Genomic DNA, 18,749 nt, shown 5'->3' with positions numbered 1-18,749 from the left:
TGACGATGTATCAGTTCGCCGTGCCGGGAGGCCCGTATGCGTGCTCTGATCGCCGCCGCGACCGGTCTCGCCCTCGCGTTCGCGCTGGTCCTCGCCATCACGGCGCTCGGTTCGCCGACGGGTGAGACGTCACCCGAGCCGCTGCTCACCACCGTTCCCAGCCACCCGTAACGCACAGGGAGGGCCGCCGCGATGCGCCGCAAGGCCAGTCTGATCCTGCTCGCCCTCGCCGTGTTCTTCGCGGCGCTGTCCCCGCTGCTGCGCTGGTACGCCTTCCCGCGGCTGGCCAAGGTCCCGGCCGGCCAGTACCAGGACATGGTCCTGGAGGCGAAGGACGCCACCCTCCTCGACTACGGCACGATGAAGGCCGAGAAGGTCGACAGGATCACGGTCGTGCAGACCCTCAAGGGCAACGTGGAGGCCTCCGAACGCATAGAGCGGACCGCGGGCCGGGACGTCGTCGTCTGGGACGGCCTCTCCTACGTCCAGGGCCCCGACGGCGAGATGGTCTCCAAGTTCCCCGAGCGCTACATCTTCGACGCGCACACGCAGGAACCGGTCCACGCCACCGGGGAGTCGGTCGACGGCACGCCCGTCCGGCGCGAGGGCCTGGAGTTCAAGTGGCCCTTCCTGACCGAGAAGCGGGACTACGAGTACTTCGACGCACAGGCCCGCATCACGGCGCCCATCCACTACAAGGGCACCGAGGACTTCCGGGGCGTGGAGGTCTACTACTTCGAGCAGACCATCCCCTGGACCAAGGTGCCCTTCCCGAAGATCATGCCCGTCGAGGGCATCACCCCGGAGTCGGTGGCGGAGACGGGCACGACCCGCTGGTACACCACCGTGCGCAAGTTCTGGGTCGAGCCCGTCACCGGGGCGCCCGTCTACGGGGAGGAGATCCACCGCGAGGAACTGCGAGGCGGCACCCTCCTGGGCGGCCGCGACAAGGTGACGGCGTTCGCCGGCCACGTGAAGATGCGCGAGGACTACATCCGCTCCACCGTCGACCTGGTCGAGTCCCAGCGCGTCGCCGTCCTGCTGATGACCTCGTACCTGCCCTGGGGCTTCCTCGTCCTGGGTGTCGGACTGCTGTCGCTCTCCCTCTACCTGGAGGCGCGCGGCCGCCGCCCGGGCGGCCCGGCGCCCGCGCAGGACCGCGAACCGGAACCCGTCGGCGCCTGACCGCGACCGCGGGAACGTCGGACAGGGACCGGCCCCGAACGGCCCCCGGCCCGGTCCCTGGACAGGCCCCGGAGACCCCCGGGCACGCCCGGAACGTCCCTGGGGCCCGGGAGGAACAGGCCGGCACGGCAGCGCATGCCCGCACCGACGGCGCCGTACGGACAGGGCCGGACCGGCCCGGCGACCGCCGCGCCCCGCCCGAGCGGGAGGCGCGGCGACCTGTCAGCGGTTCAGGCGGGCCTTCGTGTGCCGGGTGGGCGCGGCCGTCGCCGGGTCCTCGGGCCAGGGGTGCTTCGGGTAGCGCCCGCGCAGTTCCGCCCGTACGCCCCGGTAGCCGTCCTTCCAGAAGGACGCGAGGTCGGAGGTGACGGCCGCCGGACGTCCGGCGGGCGACAGCAGGTGCACGAGAACGGGCACCCCGGCGAGCGAGGGGGACTCCCGGGCGCCGAACATCTCCTGCACCTTCACCGCGAGCACGGGCCGCTCGGGATCGGCGTAGTCGACCCGGATCCTCGACCCGCTCGGCACCTCGACGCGCTCGGGCGCCAGCTCGTCCAGCCGGGACGCCTGCCCGGACGCCCACGGAAGCAGGCGGTTCAGGGCCTGCCCCGCCTCGATCCGGCCCAGATCGGCGCGTCGCGAGGCCCGGCCCAGTTCGGGTTCGAGCCACTCGTCCACGCGCGCGTGCAGCGCGTCGTCCGACACGTCGGGCCACGGGTCGCCGAGCCGGTGGTGCAGGAACGCGAGCCGCTGCCGCAGCATCTCGGCGTCCCGCGACCACCGGAGCAGGCCGAAGCCCTCCTCCCGCAACCCCGTGAGCAGCGCGTTCCGTACGGCACCGCGTCCGGCGGCGCGCAGGGGCCGCACCGTCAGCTCGACCGCTCCCAGCCGCTCGACCCGTCGCGCGACCACGTCCCCGTCGGCCCAGCGCACCTCGTCCCCCTCGCCGTGCAGGGCGGAGGCGGCAGCGCGGGCGACGCCCTCGTCGATCACCGCACCGAGCCGCACGCGCGCGTGCCCCGACCCGACGGGCCGGTCGGCGACGGCGACCGCGATCCAGGGGGCGTCGCGCAGGCCGCTCCCGTCGCCGAGTCCGGCCCGGGTGCCCGACACCATCAGGTACGAGCCGCCCTGCGCTCTCGCGACCCGCTCGGGGAAGGCGAGGGCGGCCACGAGTCCCGCGGCACGGTCGTCGCCGCCCGAGCCGTCGGCGCTCGCGGGCCGGCCGGGCCCCTCGGGGCGCGCGCGCCCGTCGGAGGAGCCGCGGGGTGCCGCCGCGGTCCGCAGCCTGCGGACCTCCGTGCGCCAGCGGGCCGCGTACCCGTCCGCGCCCCGCCGTGCCGCCCGCAGGGCCGACGCCAGGTCGTCCCCGTACTCGCGCGGCGGCTCCTCGCTCAGCAGCGCCACCACCTCGGCGGCGCGCTCCCGGCCCGCGGAGGGCGCCGCGTCCAGCAGGGCGCGCCCGAGCCGCGGATGGAGGCCGAGCCGCGACATCCGTATGCCGCGCTCGCCCGCGCGCCCGGCGGCGTCGACGGCGCCGATGGCCTCCAGGACGCCACGGGCGGCCGCCATGGCCCCGGACGGCGGCGGGTCCAGCAGCGCCAGCCCCGAGGCGTCGGGATCGCCCCAGCAGGCCGCCTGGAGGGCGAACGCCGTCAGGTCGGCCACCTTGATCTCGGGCGCCGGGAAGCGCGGCAGCCGTCCGTCCTCCGCCTCCGTCCAGCACCGGTACACCGCGCCGGGTGCCTCCCGCCCCGCCCGTCCGGCCCGCTGCCTGCCCGCCGCCTGCGACGCCCGTACGGTCGTCAGGGCGCTGAGGCCGCGCGCGTGGTCCACCCGGGGCTCGCGCGCCAGCCCGCAGTCCACCACCACCCGCACCCCGGGGACGGTCAGCGACGACTCGGCGACGGCGGTCGCGAGGACCACCCGCCGCCCCGTACCGCCCGAGAGCACGGCGTCCTGCACGGCCGCCGGCGCCCGGCCGTGCACCTGCAGCACCTCGACCCCGGGCAGCCCGCCGAGCTGCCCGGCGACCCGCGTGATCTCCCCGACGCCCGGCAGGAAGCACAGGACGTCCCCCTCGCGCTCGGCGAGCGCGCGCCGCACCACCGACGCCACGTGCGTGAGCAGTACGGGGTCCACACGCATCCCGTGCGGAGGGCGCACCGGGCGCGCGGGCGGCGCCCACACCACCTCCACCGGATGCGACACGCCGGCCGCCTCGACCACCGGAGCGTCGCCGAGGAGCCGCGCCCACCCCTGGGCGTCGGTCGTCGCGGAGGCGGCCACCAGCCGCAGCTCGGGCCGGAGCGCGGCCCGCACGTCGAGGAGGAAGGCCGCGACGGTGTCGGCGTCCAGGTGGCGCTCGTGGCACTCGTCCAGCACGACCACGTCGACGCCGGTCAGCTCCTGGTCGCGCTGCAGCCGCTGGAGCAGCACGCCGGTCGTGACGACCTCCACGCGCGCGCGTGGCCCCACGACGCGCTCCCCGCGCACGGTGTAGCCGACGCTCTCTCCGGTCCGCTCGCCGAGCAGCCACGCCATCCGGCGCGCGGCGGCCCGGGCGGCGATCCGCCGGGGCTCGGCGACGACGACGCGGCGGGCGGGCCCGCCGCCCACGAGGCCGGCGAGCACCAGCGGGACGAGGGTCGTCTTGCCGGTGCCGGGCGGCGCGACGAGCACGGCGGTGCCGCGCTCGTCCAGCGCCGCGCCGAGGGCGGGCAGCGCGTCGCGCACGGGCAGGACGTCGAGGGCGTCCTGGCGGATCACCGGCTCAGTCCCGTACGCAGACGAAGATCGCCGTGCCCGGGATCAGGTTGCCGCGGAGCGGCGACCAGCCGCCCCACTCCTGGCTGTTCCAGGCCGGCCACTCGGGCTCGACCAGGTCGACCAGCCGCAGACCCGCCGCCACGATGTCCCGGACGCGGTCGCCGACCGTCCGGTGGTGCTCCACGTACACCGCGCGTCCCGTCTCGTCCTGCTCCACGTACGGCGTGCGGTCGAAGTAGGAGGCGGACACGCTCAGGCCCTCGGGGCCGGGCTCGTCGGGGAACGCCCAGCGGATCGGGTGGGTGACGGAGAAGACGAAGCGGCCGCCGGGGCGCAGCACGCGGCGCACCTCGGCGAGGACCGCGACCGGGTCGGCGACGAAGGGCAGCGCCCCGTACGCGGAGCACGCCAGGTCGAAGGAGCCGTCGCGGAAGGGCAGCGCCCCGGCGTCCGCCTCCACGAGGCCCACGCCGTCGGCGCCGATGCGCAGGGCGTGCTGGAGCTGGCGGTGCGAGAGGTCGAGGGCGACGGGCCGGGCGCCCTGGGCGGCCAGCCAGCGGGAGCACTGGGCGGCCCCCGCGCCGATCTCCAGGACGTCCTTCCCCTTCAGTTCCTCCATCGGGCCGAGCAGCTCGGCCCCGATCTCGTCGAGTCCCTCGGGGCCCCATACGAAGCGGTCGTCGCCGAGGAAGGTCCCGTGCTCGATCTGGTAGTCGTCCGCGTTCCGGTCCCACCAGCCGCGATTGGCTCGGGAACTCTCGCCGCCCCCCGCGTCGCGGCGGGTGGCCTCGGGCTCGGACGGTTCGGGCTCTTGGATGATCGGCTCCCTCGTATTAGTCTGCGATTTCTTCCGTCCAGCCCGTTCCGGCGGCGGTCACGAAAGGGGCGACACGGGGTCCGCGTGGCCTCGTGAGACAGGTCTTGTGCCGGGTATGCGGCGATCCGCCCCGGGTGTGCGCCTTCGCGCATTGACCCTGCCCGGCTGCCCCCGTATGCTACAAGTTGCGCTGCGGGCCTGCGCTCCTCAGACGTAGCAGGCTGCGCTCGCATCTGTCGTATGTCCCCTCGGTTTTCGAGGCGCCACCGGCATGTGTCCCCCAGGGGGCACGGCCCGGATTCGGCGCTTCCTTGGCTGTCCGGCTTCTTCAGAGCGAAACGGGCTCCCGGCGTAAGCAGTACCTACGACTCACTGTCCGTACCGGAGCCCTTTCCCACATGACGAGCAGCACCGAGACCACCTCTACCACGCCGCAGGTAGCGGTCAACGACATCGGTAACGAGGAAGCCTTCCTCGCCGCGATCGACGAGACGATCAAGTACTTCAACGACGGCGACATCGTCGACGGCGTCATCGTGAAGGTCGACCGGGACGAGGTCCTGCTCGACATCGGTTACAAGACCGAAGGTGTCATCCCGAGCCGCGAGCTCTCGATCAAGCACGACGTCGACCCGAACGAGGTCGTCAAGGTCGGCGACGAGATCGAAGCCCTTGTTCTCCAGAAGGAGGACAAGGAAGGCCGCCTGATCCTCTCGAAGAAGCGCGCCCAGTACGAGCGCGCCTGGGGCACCATCGAGAAGATCAAGGAAGAGGACGGCATCGTCACCGGCACCGTCATCGAGGTGGTCAAGGGTGGTCTCATCCTCGACATCGGCCTCCGTGGCTTCCTGCCGGCCTCCCTCGTCGAGATGCGCCGTGTCCGCGACCTCCAGCCCTACGTGGGCAAGGAGCTCGAGGCCAAGATCATCGAGCTGGACAAGAACCGCAACAACGTGGTCCTGTCCCGCCGTGCCTGGCTGGAGCAGACCCAGTCCGAGGTCCGCCAGACGTTCCTCACCACCCTGCAGAAGGGTCAGGTCCGCTCCGGCGTCGTCTCTTCGATCGTCAACTTCGGTGCCTTCGTGGACCTGGGTGGCGTCGACGGCCTCGTGCACGTCTCCGAGCTGTCCTGGAAGCACATCGACCACCCGTCCGAGGTTGTCGAGGTCGGTCAGGAAGTCACCGTCGAGGTCCTCGACGTCGACATGGACCGCGAGCGTGTCTCCCTGTCGCTGAAGGCGACGCAGGAAGACCCGTGGCAGCAGTTCGCCCGGACCCACCAGATCGGCCAGGTCGTGCCCGGCAAGGTCACGAAGCTGGTTCCGTTCGGTGCGTTCGTCCGCGTGGACGAGGGCATCGAGGGTCTGGTCCACATCTCCGAGCTGGCCGAGCGCCACGTGGAGATCCCGGAGCAGGTCGTCCAGGTCAACGACGAGATCTTCGTCAAGGTCATCGACATCGACCTCGAGCGCCGCCGCATCAGCCTCTCGCTGAAGCAGGCCAACGAGTCCTTCGGTGCCGACCCGGCCTCGGTGGAGTTCGACCCGACGCTGTACGGCATGGCCGCGTCGTACGACGACCAGGGCAACTACATCTACCCCGAGGGCTTCGACCCCGAGACCAACGACTGGCTCGAGGGCTACGAGTCCCAGCGCGAGGTGTGGGAGAACCAGTACGCCGAGGCGCAGACGCGCTTCGAGCAGCACCAGGCCCAGGTCATCAAGTCCCGCGAGGCGGACGCCCAGGCCGAGGCCGAGGGTGCCAGCACCACGGGTGCGGCTCCGGCCGCCTCCGGTGGCGGCGGCGGTTCGTACTCCTCGGAGTCGGACGACAACTCCGGCGCCCTGGCGTCGGACGAGGCCCTGGCTGCCCTCCGCGAGAAGCTCGCCGGCGGCCAGAGCTGATCGCTCACCGCTAGGCGCAAGCCGACTGCTCATCGCGGGCCCGCACTCCTTCGGGGGTGCGGGCCCGCGGTGCGTTGTGGCGGCGTCTCGCGTCGCGTGGGTCGGGTCGGTAGGTGGGTCGGTGAGGCGTCGCCCCTGCGCCACGTGCGATGCGTGGCGTCCCGCCGGGCGTGACCCGGGCGGGGGTCTGCCGCGCCGGCGCGGGGCGGCGGGATCGCGATGCGGGGGGCTGCCGCGCCGGGGGACGCGTCCGGGCTGCGGAAACACGGGTGACATGCCGGTGACTGACGGGCCGTAACGGGCTGCTGGGAGGCTTCCCCGGGCGGGAGCGGGAGCGGGGGTGAGGGCGCGGGCGCGGGTGCGCGCGGAGCGGTCGGTGTGCCGTACCCGCTTCCTGCTCCGAGCCCCGGCGGGCCCGTCGCCCGGCGTAGGGGAGACAGGGATCGGGCTCCCGTCGCTAAGCGTGCCCGTACAGCGGCACAGAGCGACGGAGGTCAGGGGTGGAGATCCCTGGGGCCGGGGGCCGGATTCCGTCACGCGGCCGTGCGGTGCCGTGGTCCCGCCCCGGACCGTGAGAGCGGTGAAAGGCGGCGCCGGAGGGGCGCGGGCGGGGAATGCGGGCGTTGCCGGCCGCGTTGTTCCCTAGGAACACGAGGAGGAGCGGTCACTGTGCTTGATCCGCAGGGTTTGTACGCCTGGGAGCCGAAGGGCCTGGCTGTCGTCGACATGGCGCTCGCGCAGGAGTCGGCCGGTCTTGTCATGCTCTACCACTTCGACGGATACATCGACGCGGGCGAGACCGGCGAGCAGATCGTCGACCGGCTGCTCGACTCGCTGCCCCACCAGGTCGTCGCCCGCTTCGACCACGACCGGCTCGTGGACTACCGGGCCCGTCGTCCACTGCTGACGTTCAAGCGCGACCGCTGGGCCGACTACGAGGAGCCGACGATCGACGTGCGGCTCGTCCAGGACGCCACGGGGGCGCCCTTCCTGCTGCTCTCCGGTCCCGAGCCGGACGTCGAATGGGAGCGTTTCGCCGCGGCCGTCCAGCAGATCGTGGAGCGCCTCGGCGTGCGTCTGTCCGTGAACTTCCACGGCATCCCCATGGGCGTCCCGCACACGCGGCCCGTCGGTCTCACGCCGCACGGCAACCGCACGGACCTCGTCCCCGGCCACCGCAGCCCCTTCGACGAGGCCCAGGTCCCCGGCAGCGCGGAGTCGCTCGTCGAGTACCGCCTCATGGAGGCCGGCCACGACGTACTGGGTGTCGCCGCGCACGTGCCGCACTACATCGCCCGGTCCCCGTACCCGGACGCCGCCCTGACCGTCATGGAGTCGATCACCGCCGCTACCGGCATGGTGCTGCCCGGGATCGCGCACACGCTGCGGACCGAGGCGCACCGCACGCAGAACGAGATCGACCGGCAGATCCAGGAGGGCGACGAGGAACTGGTCGCGCTCGTCCAGGGACTTGAGCACCAGTACGACGCGGCCGCGGGTGCCGAGACCCGCGGCAACATGCTCGCCGAGCCCGTGGAGATCCCGTCGGCGGACGAGATCGGGCTCGAGTTCGAGCGGTTCCTCGCCGAGCGGGAGGGCGACGGATAGCGGCTCGCGCACGGCACCGGTGCCACGTTGTACGGCACCGGTGCCGTGTTTTGCTTTCCGGTGCACCGCCGCGGTGCCCGCCCTGCGGCAGCGCGCGGCCACGGCCTAAGCTCGGAGCATGCTGAAGGTGGGCCTGACCGGTGGTATCGGCGCCGGCAAGAGCGAGGTGTCACGGCTGCTCGTGGAGCACGGGGCCGTGCTGATCGACGCCGACAGGATCGCGCGCGAGGTCGTCGCACCGGGAACTCCCGGACTGGCGGCGGTGGTCGAGGCGTTCGGCGAGGGCGTGCTCACCGCCGACGGGAGCCTGGACCGGCCGCGGCTCGGCGCGATCGTCTTCGCGGACGCCGAGCGGCTCGCCGTCCTCAACTCGATCGTGCACCCCCTGGTCGGAGCCCGGTCCCGCGAACTGGAGGAGGCCGCGGCGGAGGACTCGGTGGTCGTCCACGACGTGCCGCTGCTGGCCGAGAACGGCCTGGCGGCGCTCTACGACCTGGTGATCGTCGTGGACGCGGCGCCCGAGACCCAGCTCGACCGGCTCGTCCGGCTGCGGGGCATGACGGCCGAGGACGCGCGCGCCCGCATGGCCGCCCAGGCGACCCGCGAGAAGCGGCTGGAGATCGCGGACGTCGTCGTCGACAACGACGTACCCCTGGAGGAGCTGGAGCGGCGCGTCGGGGACGTGTGGGCGGAACTGGCGCGGCGGGCACGCCCGGCGTCCGGTTGATGGGCGGCGGGCACGCCCCGCGTCCGGATGACGGGCGGGTCCGCCGCGGAATACGAGGGGCCCGCGGGGCGTTGACCGGGTCCAGTGAGGGAAGGACTCTGCCGTGCCCGAGACCAGCGGATTCGCCGGACGTACTCCGGAGACGCATGTCATCGACTTCCGTGCCGCCGAGCAGTTGCTGGCCGCACGGGATCCGCGGGGTGCGGTGAAGCTGCTCGACCGAGTCATCGCCGTACACCCGGAGAACACGGCGGCGCGGCTGCTGCGCGCCCGCGCCTTCTTCGCCGCGGCCCAATTGCGGCCGGCCGAGCTGGAGTTCACGATCGTGCTGGAGCGCGAGCCGGACAACGCGTTCGCGCACTTCGCGCTCGCCCGCACCTACGAGCGCTCCGGACGGCCAGATCAGGCCAAGCGCCACTTCCGGCTCGCCGCCGCGCTCGACCCGCAGCCGGAGTACCTGGCCGCGGCCCGCTTCGACGACTGAGCCTCCGGAGTTCCGGGTTCAGAACCGGTGCTCCGGCGGACGGTACGGCGGGATGTCGCGCCCGGGCTGGTAGTGCGGGCCCTGGCGCAGATGCCGCACGACGACCGCAAGATCGACGCTGACGACCAGGCACAGGACCGCGCAGGCGATCATCCAGCCCGTCCGTGCGGTGAGGGCGAACGCCGTCGTCCCCACGACCGCCCAGACCAGCCCCCACACGCTCAACCACAGCCGCGCCCGCAGCGCACTGCGCGCGGTCGCCGGTTCACTGCCCGTACGCATCCGGACCACCTGTCCCTACCGGAAAAAGTACTCTTCGTCGTGCACGTTCACCAAGAGGCGGACGAACGGGAGAGCGGCTGTGCTGGTGGAGACGCTGCGGGCGGACGAGAAGCTGGCCCGGTGGCTGCGGGACCTGGAGAGCGAGTGCGCACCCCGGTCGGACGGGACCGACCTGCGGGACGGGCCGGACCTGCCGGACGCGAACGACCTGCCGGACGTGCTGCTCGACCTGTCGGTGCCGCACGAGCACGTCAACGAACTGGTGGCGCTGCGTGAGCTGCTGGCGGCGGACCCGGCGGCGATGACACTGCTGCGGCAGTGCGTCGGCCGGTTCGTGCGCGACATGGGGGAGATAGGCGGGGGCTGGGAGCCGCCGCCGTTCCCGGCGAGCACCGGGGCGCTGGGCCGCACCTTCAACGTCTTCGTGTTCGTCGCCGCGCTTCCCCATGTGCGGGCCTACCACCGGCAGCGGGGCATCCCCGCCGACGTGTCCCGGCGCACCCTCGCGGACCTCGGGCGGCACCTGGCCGTGCACCAGCGGCGCTCCGGCACCGTGGGGCTGCGCGTGCCGTGGTGGATCGGCCTGCACTTCCACGGGGAGCTGTACCAACTGGGGCGGCTGCAGTTCCAGCGCGCCCGGCTCGGCGGGCACACGGGGCGAGCGGCGGCCGCCGCGGGCCTCGACACCGGGCCCGGCGAACTCTGCCTGAGCCTGCACATCGCCGACTTCCGGGGGCCGCTGTCGCCCGAGGCCTGCGACCGGTCGCTGGACCAGGCACGGGAGTTCTTCGCCCGCCACTATCCGGAAGAGCGCCACGAGGTCGCGGTCTGCCACTCCTGGCTGCTCGATCCGCAGCTCAAGCGGCACCTGCCGGCCGACTCCAACATCGTCCGGTTCCAGGAGCGGTTCCGGCCCGCGCACGAGGAGACCAAGGCGGACGACAGGAACCCCGTCGGGTTCGTGTTCGGCGACCCGGAGCTGCCGGTGGAGGGGCTGCCGCGGCGGACCGGCGTCGAACGCGCCGTCGGGGACCACCTGCGGGCGGGCGGCCACTGGTACGGCGGGCACGGCTGGTTCGCGCTGTAGGCATGCCCGCGGCCGCACGCTGCACACGTGTCCTTCGCACTGTCACTCGAACGAGTGGGAGTCGGCGGGCCGGGAACGGGCCGGTCCGTACCGGCCGTTGGGCGGGTATGACGATCGAAATGCGTGAGGGGTACGAGGGGACGGGACCCGGAGCCATCACACCGGACGGCTGCGCCGTGGAGTTGTACGCACGCCTGCCGGTGCGCGACGAGCCGGACATCGTCGCCGCGGCGGTACCGCCGGGGGCGCGCGTCCTCGAACTGGGCTGCGGTGTGGGGCGGATGACGCATCCCCTGCTGGCACGGGGCTTCGAGGTGACGGCCGTGGACGAGTCGGCCGAGATGCTGGAGCGCGTGCGTGGAGCGCGCACGATACGCGGGCCCATCGAGACGCTCGATCTGGCCGAGCGGTTCGACGTGGTGCTCCTCGCGTCGTTCCTCGTCCACGCCGGGGACGCCGGGGTGCGGCGCGGAATGCTCGACGTCTGCCGGAGCCATGTCGTGGACGGAGGCTGTGTGTTGATCCAGCGCGAGGGGGAGGACTACCACACGAATCTGCCGCGCGAGCGGGTGGACCCGGGCGGTTTCACGGTACGGATGGTGTCGGCGGAACCGGTGGGGGACGGCGTCAACTCGGTCCGCGCGGAGTACGAGTTCCCGGACGCCGTCTGGACCCAGACGTTCCTGGCGAGACCGCTGACGAGGGACCAGTTCGAGACGGCGCTGGGGGAGGCGAGCCTGAGGGTCGACCGGTATCTGACGGAGGACGGAACCTGGGTGCGGGCTGTGCCGGCGGCCTGACGGCCCCCCGTGGTCCGGGGTAGCGGTGGGTTCGGCGATGAGTTTCGGGTGCGGGTGCGGTCTGACTCCGTGACAGCGAACGAACCGCTTCCCACAGGAGACGTCATGTCCGAGACCACCGTTCCCGCATCCTCCGGTACGTCCGCCCTTTCCGGCCCCACCGGGCCTTCCGCCCCTTCCACCTCTTCCGCCCCATCTGCCGTGGTTGCCGCTCCCGGGCCGGTCGTCGGGGAGTCTGCGACCGCTCGGGGGCGTCGGGCCCGTACCGCCCTGCTCGCCCTGCAGGTGGTGCTCGCGCTCTTCTACGCGGTGGCGAGCGCCCTGCCCAAGCTGATCGCGCACCCCTCCGCCGCCGAGGGCTTCGACGAGATGGGCTGGGGCAGCGCGGGCATGTACGGCATCGGGGTGCTCGAACTGGCCGGAGCGGTGGCGCTGCTGATTCCGGTGCTCTCGTCGCTCGCAGCCATGTCGCTGAGCGCGCTGATGCTGGGCGCCTTCGTCACGCAGATCGTCGTCTTCGACGGGGAGAACGCGGCGACCCCGCTCATCCTGATCGTGCCGCTGGCACTCATCGCCTGGGCCCGGCGGGGACAGAACGCGGAACTGCTGAGGCTCGTACGCCGCCGGGCCTGAGCGCACCGGGCTCGTGCGGCGGGGAGCCTCATGGCACGGCACGGCTTCGCGCAGCGCGCGGCACGGTGTCCGGCGGGGAGTCCATGCCCGGGCCGGACATCGCGCCGCGCGCTGCGGTGGGTGCCGGGTGCCGGGCGCTTCGGTGAGGCAGGGGGCTGGGGGCCGGGGTGCGGTGGTGGGTGAGATGCGGTGGTGGGTGAGGTGCGTCCGGTCGGTGCGGAGGGCGTCCGGTTCCGTGGGCCCGCATGCCCGTGGTCTGCGGTTCTGCGGGTCCGGGTCCGGGTCCGGGTCCGGCGGTCGGGGGTCCGGCCCCGTGCCGGGTGGTCGGGGCGGTGGGCAGCCGGCTTGTCCGTCAGCCCGGTGGTGCCGGGTGCGGTCCGCGCCGGTTGCGGAGTGCGCCCGGCTAGGGCCTGGGGGGCAGGGCGTGCGGGTCAGGGGGTGTTCGGGGTGTCGTGCGGAGGGATGGGGCCGCGCAGGCGTTCCATCTCGCGGCGGTCGCGCTTGGTGGGGCGACCCGTACCCCGGTCGCGTACGCCCGCCGGGGCGACGGCCTCGCGGGGCGGGGGAGGCGGGCTGTTGTCGACGTAGCACTCGGCGGCGACGGGGGCCCCGACCCGCTTGCGGATCACGCGCTTCACGACGACGACCCGCTCACGGCCCTCGTGCCGCAGGCGCACCTCGTCGCCGACCCGGACACCGTAGGCGGGCTTGACGCGCTCGCCGTTCACGCGGACATGGCCGCCCCGGCAGGCGGTGGCGCCCAGCGAACGGGTCTTCACGAGGCGTACGGACCAGATCCAGGCGTCGATGCGCACGGTCTCGCCGTGCGTGGGCGCGGCGGCCTTCGCGACCGCCACGGCGTCGGCGCCCGCACCCGTGTCACCGCCGGTACGCGCGCCACCGCCGGCACCCGTGCCCGCGTCGGCTGCCGTGCCCGCGGCGGCTGCCGTGGCAGCACCCGTGGCAGCACCCGTGCCGGCGGCCGTGCCCGTGTCCGTGGAGTGGGCCGGGCGGGGCGTCGCGTCCTCGCGCGCCCTCCGGTTCCCCTGGGTCCCTGAAGCCATGCTCCGACCTTAGCCCTCGGTGGGCGTACGGCCGGAACCGTTTTCCGCCGCGGCCGGATCGGTCGGGGCCGACCCGGCCGACGGTTCAGGCTTCCGGGGGCCGTCTGTCGGTCGGGTGGCCGTCGGCGGGGTCGTCGCCGAGGACCCGGTCGTCGAGGTGCGCGCCGAAGTGGTCGCTCTGGCGCGCCATGATCTCCCGCATGGAGGTGCCGCGGGGAACGCCGTACACCGTGCCGGGGAAGTCCAGCTCCCTCTGCACCTCCCACAATGCGTCGTGCCGCCCCGGTTCGAAGAGCCGGGCCTCCGGAGTACCGGCGGCGATCCAGCCGATCGGTACGACGGTGCCGGGCGGCAGGATCGAGTTGGCGTGCAGGACGCTGTTGATCCGCAGCTCCGAACCGGCGCCCACGACCGATCCGGGGAAGGCGCAGGCGCCCGTGGCGACGAAGACCTCGTCCTCGACGCGGGCGCCGTTGATGTGGGCGTGCGGGCCGACGAGCACGGAGTTCCCGATGATCGCGGGATGGTGGCGGCGACCCCGTACCAGGGCGTTCTCCATGATGACGACGTCCGATCCGGTGCGTACCTCGCCGTCCTCCGCCGTGAGCACGGCACCGTGCAGCACACGGGCGCGCTCGCCGAGGGTGACGGCGCCGCACAGCACCGCGGAGGGGGCCACGTAGGCGGAGGACGGGACGAAGGGGCTTCGCCCGCGGTGCTCGATCAGCACGGGGCGGCTCCGGGTCCGTCCTGATCCCTGGTCGCGGGAGCCGTGCGCGGCTGAGGGCGGGGGTGGGCGGCGGACATCGAGTCGGGGGAGGCGGCGGGACCGGTGCCCTGGGGCTTTTGCCAGCCCTGCCCGCGCAGGATCTCCGACACGTCGGGTGCCCGGTAGTGGTCGCCCTTGAGGACCTTGCCGTCCGCCCGGCGGTGCACGCGTCCGTCGGGCCCCAGCTTGGTCATGTTGGAGCGGTGGATCTCGGCGATCACCTCGTCGAGGTCGATGCCGTGGACGAGTGCCGTGCCGTACGCGATGTACACGACGTCGGCCAGTTCGTGGGCCAGCCTGTCGAGCGGGCCCGTCACGGACACCTCCGCCACCTCCGCGGCCTCCTCGACCAGCAACTCGCGCCGTGCCGCCGCGAGTTCGGGCGAGACCTCCATCGGTTCCGTACGGGCGTCCAGTCCGAAGGCCAGATGGAACTCGCGGACGAGGCGCGCGGGGGAGGAGGGAGGGAGGGGTGGAGCGGGGGAGGAGTGCATCCGGGGATGCTACCGGGGTGCCCGGACGTTCCCCCGGTTCGTCTGCGTCCGAACAGACCGGAGGCTGCGGGGAGGTGCCCGCCGAGGCGGCCTTCCGCATCGGCCACGCGGGCGTGCGCCGGGACGGCACCCGGGAGGCCGCCGGTGGCGGCGTCCGGCTCACCGCTGCCGACGGCAGCCGAGGCGACTGGCCGCCGCCGAGCGGCGCCGGCTGCTCGGACAGGAACGGCGGTGCGCTGCTCATCCCCGCGTACGGGGCGGCCGGGTACGAACTGCGGGCCGCGGAGAGCACCACCGGGCGGCGTTCACTCGCCGTCGACTCCGGCGGGGGACCTGTCCTTCGGCGTCCGGCCCCGCGGCCCGCGGGCGGTCGCCCGGTGACTCCCGGGTGCGGGCGGTGTCGGCGAATAATGCTTTGTGGAGCGCGAGTTGCCGCCGTTAAGGTCGGTGACGTGGCGAAACTCAATCAGATCATTGCTGTCGAGAAGGGCATCAAGTCCAAGTCCCACCAGGACCTGACGGCTGCTCATCACGGGCTGCAGAAGCCCGCTCTGCTGGCCGGAATCTCGCGTACGTACCAGCCCAAGGACGAGGAGGGCGAGCAGTTGCCGCCCGAGTCGACCCGGGTCCAGGTGCAGGCCGAGGACGTGCTGCGGGAGACCGCGGCCACCCTGACGCGGCTGTTCGACGTGACCGCCACCAAGGACTGGGCCAACTGCACGGCCCGCGCGGACGTCAAGGTCGACGGTCAGGTCCTCGTCGCCGACGTGCCGGTGTCGTACCTGCTCTTCCTGGAGAAGCAGCTCACGGACCTCAACACCTTCGTGCGCAAGCTGCCCGTCCTCGACGCCTCCGAGTCGTGGGTGCAGGACCCGTCGACCGACGCGTGGAAGACGGAGCCGGTCCGCACGCTCCGTACGAAGAAGGTGCCCCGCAACCATGTGAAGGCGGAGGCCACCGACAAGCACCCGGCGCAGGTCGAGGTGTACTACGAGGACATCCCGGTCGGGTACTGGACGACGGTGAAGTTCTCGGGTGCCCTGCCCGCCCGCCGAGTCAACGAACTGCTGGGCCGGGTGGAGAAGGTGCAGCAGGCCGTCAAGTTCGCCCGTGAGGAGGCGAACGGCGCGGACGTCACCGACAAGCGGGTCGGGGACGCCGTGTTCGGCTACCTGTTCGGGTAGCCTCGAAGACTCCCCGGTCCCTTGTGACCGGGGTGCGCGAGGAGCGCAAGCTGAACCTGAAGCTTGTCGTGACTGCGCGGTTCCAGTGGAGGTTCGAGTCCTCCCCGCGGCACCAACCGGCATCCGTACGCGATGCCTTCGCGCCGCGGTGGCCCAACTGGCAGAGGCAGACCGCGATCAATCTCAGACTATTGCTCCAGTCTCAGCATTCGCCGCCGATCGCCGGATCGACCGGGCTCGGGCTCCGGGCGTCGAAATGCCGGTTCAAGTCCGGCTCGCACAGCTCGATGTGCGATGGTCCAAAGGCAGGACGCGGCGACATGACACTGACCTGAGTTCTCAAGCGTGCCGGTGTGCTGTATGGGTGGCATCACAGGGCTCGGGGGCCGGCTACGCCCCCGGGCCCGCTCCCGTTTCCGGGGGCGTTCCCCCGCGTCGGGAGCATGGCCCGGGCCGGGGGTTGCCCGGTGGGGGGCGCGTTCCTCGTGTCCCTGGGGAGTCTCCTTCGGCACCGGGTTGCCTGGGCCGGTGCGGCAGGCTGCCGTGCTGTCGCGCAGTTCCCCGCGCCCCTGAGGGTGGGTTCCGTGCGGGGTGCCTTCTGTGGTGGCCGTGAGTTGGCGTGCTGTCGCGCAGTTCCCCGCGCCCCTCGGGGGTGGTTCGGCACCGGGTTGCCTGGGCCGGTGCGGCAGGCTGCCGTGCCGTCGCGCAGTTCCCCGGGCCCCTGGAGGGTCGTTCGGCACGGGGTTGCCTGGGGTCGGTGTCGTAGGCCGCCGTGCCGGTGCGCAGTTGCCCGCGCCCCTGGGGGTGGGCGGGCGGTGCCTGGTTGCCTGCTGTGCCGGGCGTGAGTTGGCGTGCAGGCTTCGCGCGCCGAGGTGGTGTCACACCGTGGAAACGCCCCCGTCGGGTTCCTGGTGGAGAACCGAACTATCGTGGACGGCACCGCCCAGGCCGACGTCGCCCGAAGGCATCCCGCCCTCGACCGACAGGAGCACCGTGCCCGCGCCGCGCGTCCCCCTTCCCCCTGGTTCCGTCCTGCCGCCCTGGCTCGCGCACGCCCTGCGTACCCAGCGGGGGCCCGTGCCCTGGAGCGCCGTGGTCCGCGGGGCACTCGCCGCCGGGCCGCTGCTGCTCGCGGCGGTGCTCGCCGGGCGGGAGTCGCTCGGAGTGGTGGCCGCCCTCGGGGCCATGCTCGCCGGCATCAACGACAGGCCCGGGAGCCGGCGTGCCGCCGTGCACCGGGTGGGCGTCCCGGCGCTCGCCGGAGCCGCCGGGCTCGCCGTCGGGACCTACGCCGGCGCGAGCGCCGGAGCGGTCGTGCTGACACTGGTCCTGACGGCGCTCGGCCTCGTCGCCGGTGCCGTGAGCGCCGCCGGGCCGGTCGCCTCCGGAGCCGCCACCCAGCTTCTCGTCGCCGCGGCCGTCGGGGCCGGGATGCCGCTGCCCGAACCCGGCTGGGAACGGGCCCTGTTCTTCCTGGCCGGTGCCGGCTGGCTCATCGTGCTGCGGCTCGCGCTGCCCACGCCGGGGGCCATGGCGGACGACTTCCGGTTCGACGGGGAGCGCGCGGCGGTCGCGGGCGTGTACGACGCCGTCGCCGGGCTGCTCGCCGCGACCGGCGGGCCGCACGCCGGGACCCGCAGGGCCGCGCTGACCGCCGCGCTCGACCAGGCGCAGGACGCGCTCGCGGGACCCCGGCTGCGGCGCCGCGCCACCTCCTCGGCCGAGCGGCGGCTGCGCGCGCAGTACGCCGCCGCGCTGCCCCTCGCCGAGGCCGCGACCGCCCTGGCCTGGTCGGGCGAGCCGCTGCCCGCGCGTACCGCGGAGGGTCCGCGACGGCTCGCCGCGGCGGTGCGGACGGGCGGTGCGTGCGGAGCGCTGCCCGCGCCCGCCCGCTCCGTACCGGGGCTGCGGGCCCTGGACGACGCGCTGCTGCACGCCGCCGACGCCTTCGACCGGGGCGGGCGGCGGACCCCCGTCCCCGCGGACGCCGGTGAGCCCGACGGACACCGCGCCCTGGGCCACGCCGCCCGCAGGACCCAGCAGAAGGGCCTGCACTCCAGAGGCACCGGCGCCCGGGACCTGCTGCGCGCGGTGACCGGGGCGGGCGGACGCGAGTACGGCTTCCGGGTCGGGCTGTGCTTCGGCACCGGCGCGGCCGTCGCGCAGGCACTGCACCACGCGCACTGGTACTGGCTGCCCGCCACCGCCGTGTTCCTCGTCAAGCCGGACCTCGGGCCCCTCGTCTCCCGGGTGCTGTGCCGGGCGGCCGGGACCGTGCTCGGGGCGCTCGCCTTCGTCGTGCTCGCGGCCGTGCTGCCCCGGCCCGGAGGTCTCGTGGCCGTCGTGGCACTCTGCGGCGCCCTCGTTCCCGTCGCCACCCGGCACTTCGCCGCGCAGACCGCCGTCGTCACCGTCCTCGTGCTCGCCCTCGTCATGGTCGGCGGTGAGCCGGAGGCGTCCTGGAGCCGCATCGGCGAGACGCTGACGGCCTGCGCGATCGTGCTCGTGGTCGGGCACCTGCCCGTGCCCGGGCAGCGCGGCGGGAACGTGGGCGCCCGGCTCGCGTCCGCCTCCGACGCGGCACACGCCTACCTGGTCCACGTACTGAACGCCGGCGACCGGGCGGCCCGCTGGGCGCTGCGCCGGGAGGCCTACCGGACGCTGGCCGAGGCACGCGCGGCGATCGAACGCGCCGGCGCCGAACTGCCCACGCTGGCCCGGCAGGCGGAGGGGGCCGACGAAGTCGCCGCGACGCTGGAGCGCCTCGTGGACACCACGACCGCCTGCGCCGTCCACCTCGACGACACGGGACGGCTCACCCCGCGGCACACGGAGCGCCTCGCCGTGCTGCTCGACACGCTCGTCGAGCAGCGGGAGGCCTCCGGACCCGCTGCGTCCCGGGCCGGACTCGTCACTACCTGAGGACGGACGCCCCGGGGGCG

At 73.6% G+C, this 18,749-nt stretch carries 16 protein-coding genes and 1 pseudogene; 11 read left to right on the top strand and 6 right to left on the bottom strand.

Annotation, left to right across the window (positions count from 1 at the left end; all coding sequences use genetic code 11):
* Positions 1-36: 36 nt before the first annotated feature.
* Together IE265_RS15010 and pgfA are read left to right on the top strand one after the other, a co-directional pair.
* Entirely contained in the window at positions 37-171 is a 135-nt protein-coding gene (locus tag IE265_RS15010; RefSeq protein ID WP_190036042.1) for an SPW_0924 family protein, read from the top strand.
* Between the two features lie 21 nt (positions 172-192).
* Positions 193-1,185, top strand: coding sequence for a cell envelope lipid trafficking protein PgfA (gene pgfA, locus IE265_RS15005; RefSeq protein ID WP_190036041.1), 993 nt, complete (start codon positions 193-195; stop codon positions 1,183-1,185).
* A gap of 222 nt (positions 1,186-1,407) precedes the next feature.
* Here pgfA and hrpB read toward each other — a convergent pair whose 3' ends face one another.
* Together hrpB and IE265_RS14995 are read right to left on the bottom strand one after the other, a co-directional pair.
* The gene (gene hrpB, locus IE265_RS15000) at positions 1,408-3,954 is read right to left on the bottom strand and encodes an ATP-dependent helicase HrpB (protein WP_190036040.1); all 2,547 of its coding nucleotides are present in this window, start codon (positions 3,952-3,954) and stop codon (positions 1,408-1,410) included.
* A 4-nt stretch (positions 3,955-3,958) separates the two neighbouring features.
* Entirely contained in the window at positions 3,959-4,774 is an 816-nt protein-coding gene (locus tag IE265_RS14995; RefSeq protein ID WP_190036203.1) for a class I SAM-dependent methyltransferase, read from the bottom strand.
* 395 nt (positions 4,775-5,169) lie between these two features.
* Between IE265_RS14995 and rpsA the strand changes: the two genes are divergently transcribed.
* The 4 genes from rpsA (at position 5,170) to IE265_RS14975 (ending at position 9,494) form a co-directional block, all read left to right on the top strand.
* Positions 5,170-6,675, top strand: a complete 1,506-nt coding sequence (gene rpsA, locus IE265_RS14990) for a 30S ribosomal protein S1 (RefSeq protein ID WP_190036039.1) — start codon at positions 5,170-5,172, stop codon at positions 6,673-6,675.
* Between the two features lie 669 nt (positions 6,676-7,344).
* Positions 7,345-8,283 carry a PAC2 family protein gene (locus IE265_RS14985; RefSeq protein WP_190036038.1) on the top strand — a complete coding sequence of 313 codons (939 nt, stop codon included), beginning with the start codon at positions 7,345-7,347 and terminating at the stop codon, positions 8,281-8,283.
* 118 nt (positions 8,284-8,401) lie between these two features.
* The gene (coaE, locus tag IE265_RS14980; RefSeq protein WP_190036037.1) at positions 8,402-9,010 is read left to right on the top strand and encodes a dephospho-CoA kinase; all 609 of its coding nucleotides are present in this window, start codon (positions 8,402-8,404) and stop codon (positions 9,008-9,010) included.
* A 103-nt stretch (positions 9,011-9,113) separates the two neighbouring features.
* Entirely contained in the window at positions 9,114-9,494 is a 381-nt protein-coding gene (locus IE265_RS14975) for a tetratricopeptide repeat protein (protein ID WP_190036036.1), read from the top strand.
* 18 nt (positions 9,495-9,512) lie between these two features.
* On the opposite strand, the gene IE265_RS14970 is transcribed toward IE265_RS14975, so the two are convergent.
* Positions 9,513-9,776 carry a DUF6343 family protein gene (locus tag IE265_RS14970; RefSeq protein WP_190036035.1) on the bottom strand — a complete coding sequence of 88 codons (264 nt, stop codon included), beginning with the start codon at positions 9,774-9,776 and terminating at the stop codon, positions 9,513-9,515.
* A 79-nt stretch (positions 9,777-9,855) separates the two neighbouring features.
* On the opposite strand from IE265_RS14970, the gene IE265_RS14965 reads away from it, so the two are divergent.
* From IE265_RS14965 to IE265_RS14955, 3 genes are all read left to right on the top strand, one after another.
* A complete protein-coding gene (locus IE265_RS14965) occupies positions 9,856-10,863 on the top strand; it encodes an acyltransferase domain-containing protein (protein WP_190036034.1) in 1,008 nt (335 codons plus the stop codon).
* Positions 10,864-10,982: 119 nt separating this feature from the next.
* The gene (locus IE265_RS14960) at positions 10,983-11,663 is read left to right on the top strand and encodes a class I SAM-dependent methyltransferase (protein ID WP_190036033.1); all 681 of its coding nucleotides are present in this window, start codon (positions 10,983-10,985) and stop codon (positions 11,661-11,663) included.
* A 105-nt stretch (positions 11,664-11,768) separates the two neighbouring features.
* Complete coding sequence (locus IE265_RS14955) at positions 11,769-12,296, top strand: DoxX family protein (RefSeq protein WP_190036032.1); 528 nt, start codon at positions 11,769-11,771, stop codon at positions 12,294-12,296.
* Between the two features lie 431 nt (positions 12,297-12,727).
* Here the strand turns inward: IE265_RS14955 and IE265_RS14950 are convergent, their stop codons facing one another.
* From IE265_RS14950 to IE265_RS14940, 3 genes and pseudogenes are all read right to left on the bottom strand, one after another.
* Complete coding sequence (locus tag IE265_RS14950) at positions 12,728-13,360, bottom strand: RNA-binding S4 domain-containing protein (RefSeq protein WP_229916201.1); 633 nt, start codon at positions 13,358-13,360, stop codon at positions 12,728-12,730.
* A gap of 85 nt (positions 13,361-13,445) precedes the next feature.
* Positions 13,446-14,090, bottom strand: a complete 645-nt coding sequence (locus tag IE265_RS14945; protein ID WP_190036031.1) for a gamma carbonic anhydrase family protein — start codon at positions 14,088-14,090, stop codon at positions 13,446-13,448.
* Between the two features lie 119 nt (positions 14,091-14,209).
* Positions 14,210-14,623, bottom strand: a pseudogene (locus IE265_RS14940) (pyrophosphohydrolase domain-containing protein); the annotation flags it as partial.
* Between the two features lie 452 nt (positions 14,624-15,075).
* On the opposite strand from IE265_RS14940, the gene IE265_RS14935 reads away from it, so the two are divergent.
* A complete protein-coding gene (locus IE265_RS14935; RefSeq protein ID WP_190036029.1) occupies positions 15,076-15,807 on the top strand; it encodes a DUF7873 family protein in 732 nt (243 codons plus the stop codon).
* Positions 15,808-16,800: 993 nt separating this feature from the next.
* Positions 16,801-18,729, top strand: a complete 1,929-nt coding sequence (locus IE265_RS14930) for an FUSC family protein (RefSeq protein WP_190036028.1) — start codon at positions 16,801-16,803, stop codon at positions 18,727-18,729.
* Positions 18,730-18,749 lie beyond the last annotated feature (20 nt).

Source organism: Streptomyces fructofermentans (assembly GCF_014651055.1).
GTDB classification, from domain to species: Bacteria; Actinomycetota; Actinomycetes; order Streptomycetales; family Streptomycetaceae; genus Streptomyces; species Streptomyces fructofermentans.
This window is presented reverse-complemented; position numbering and strand designations above follow the sequence as displayed.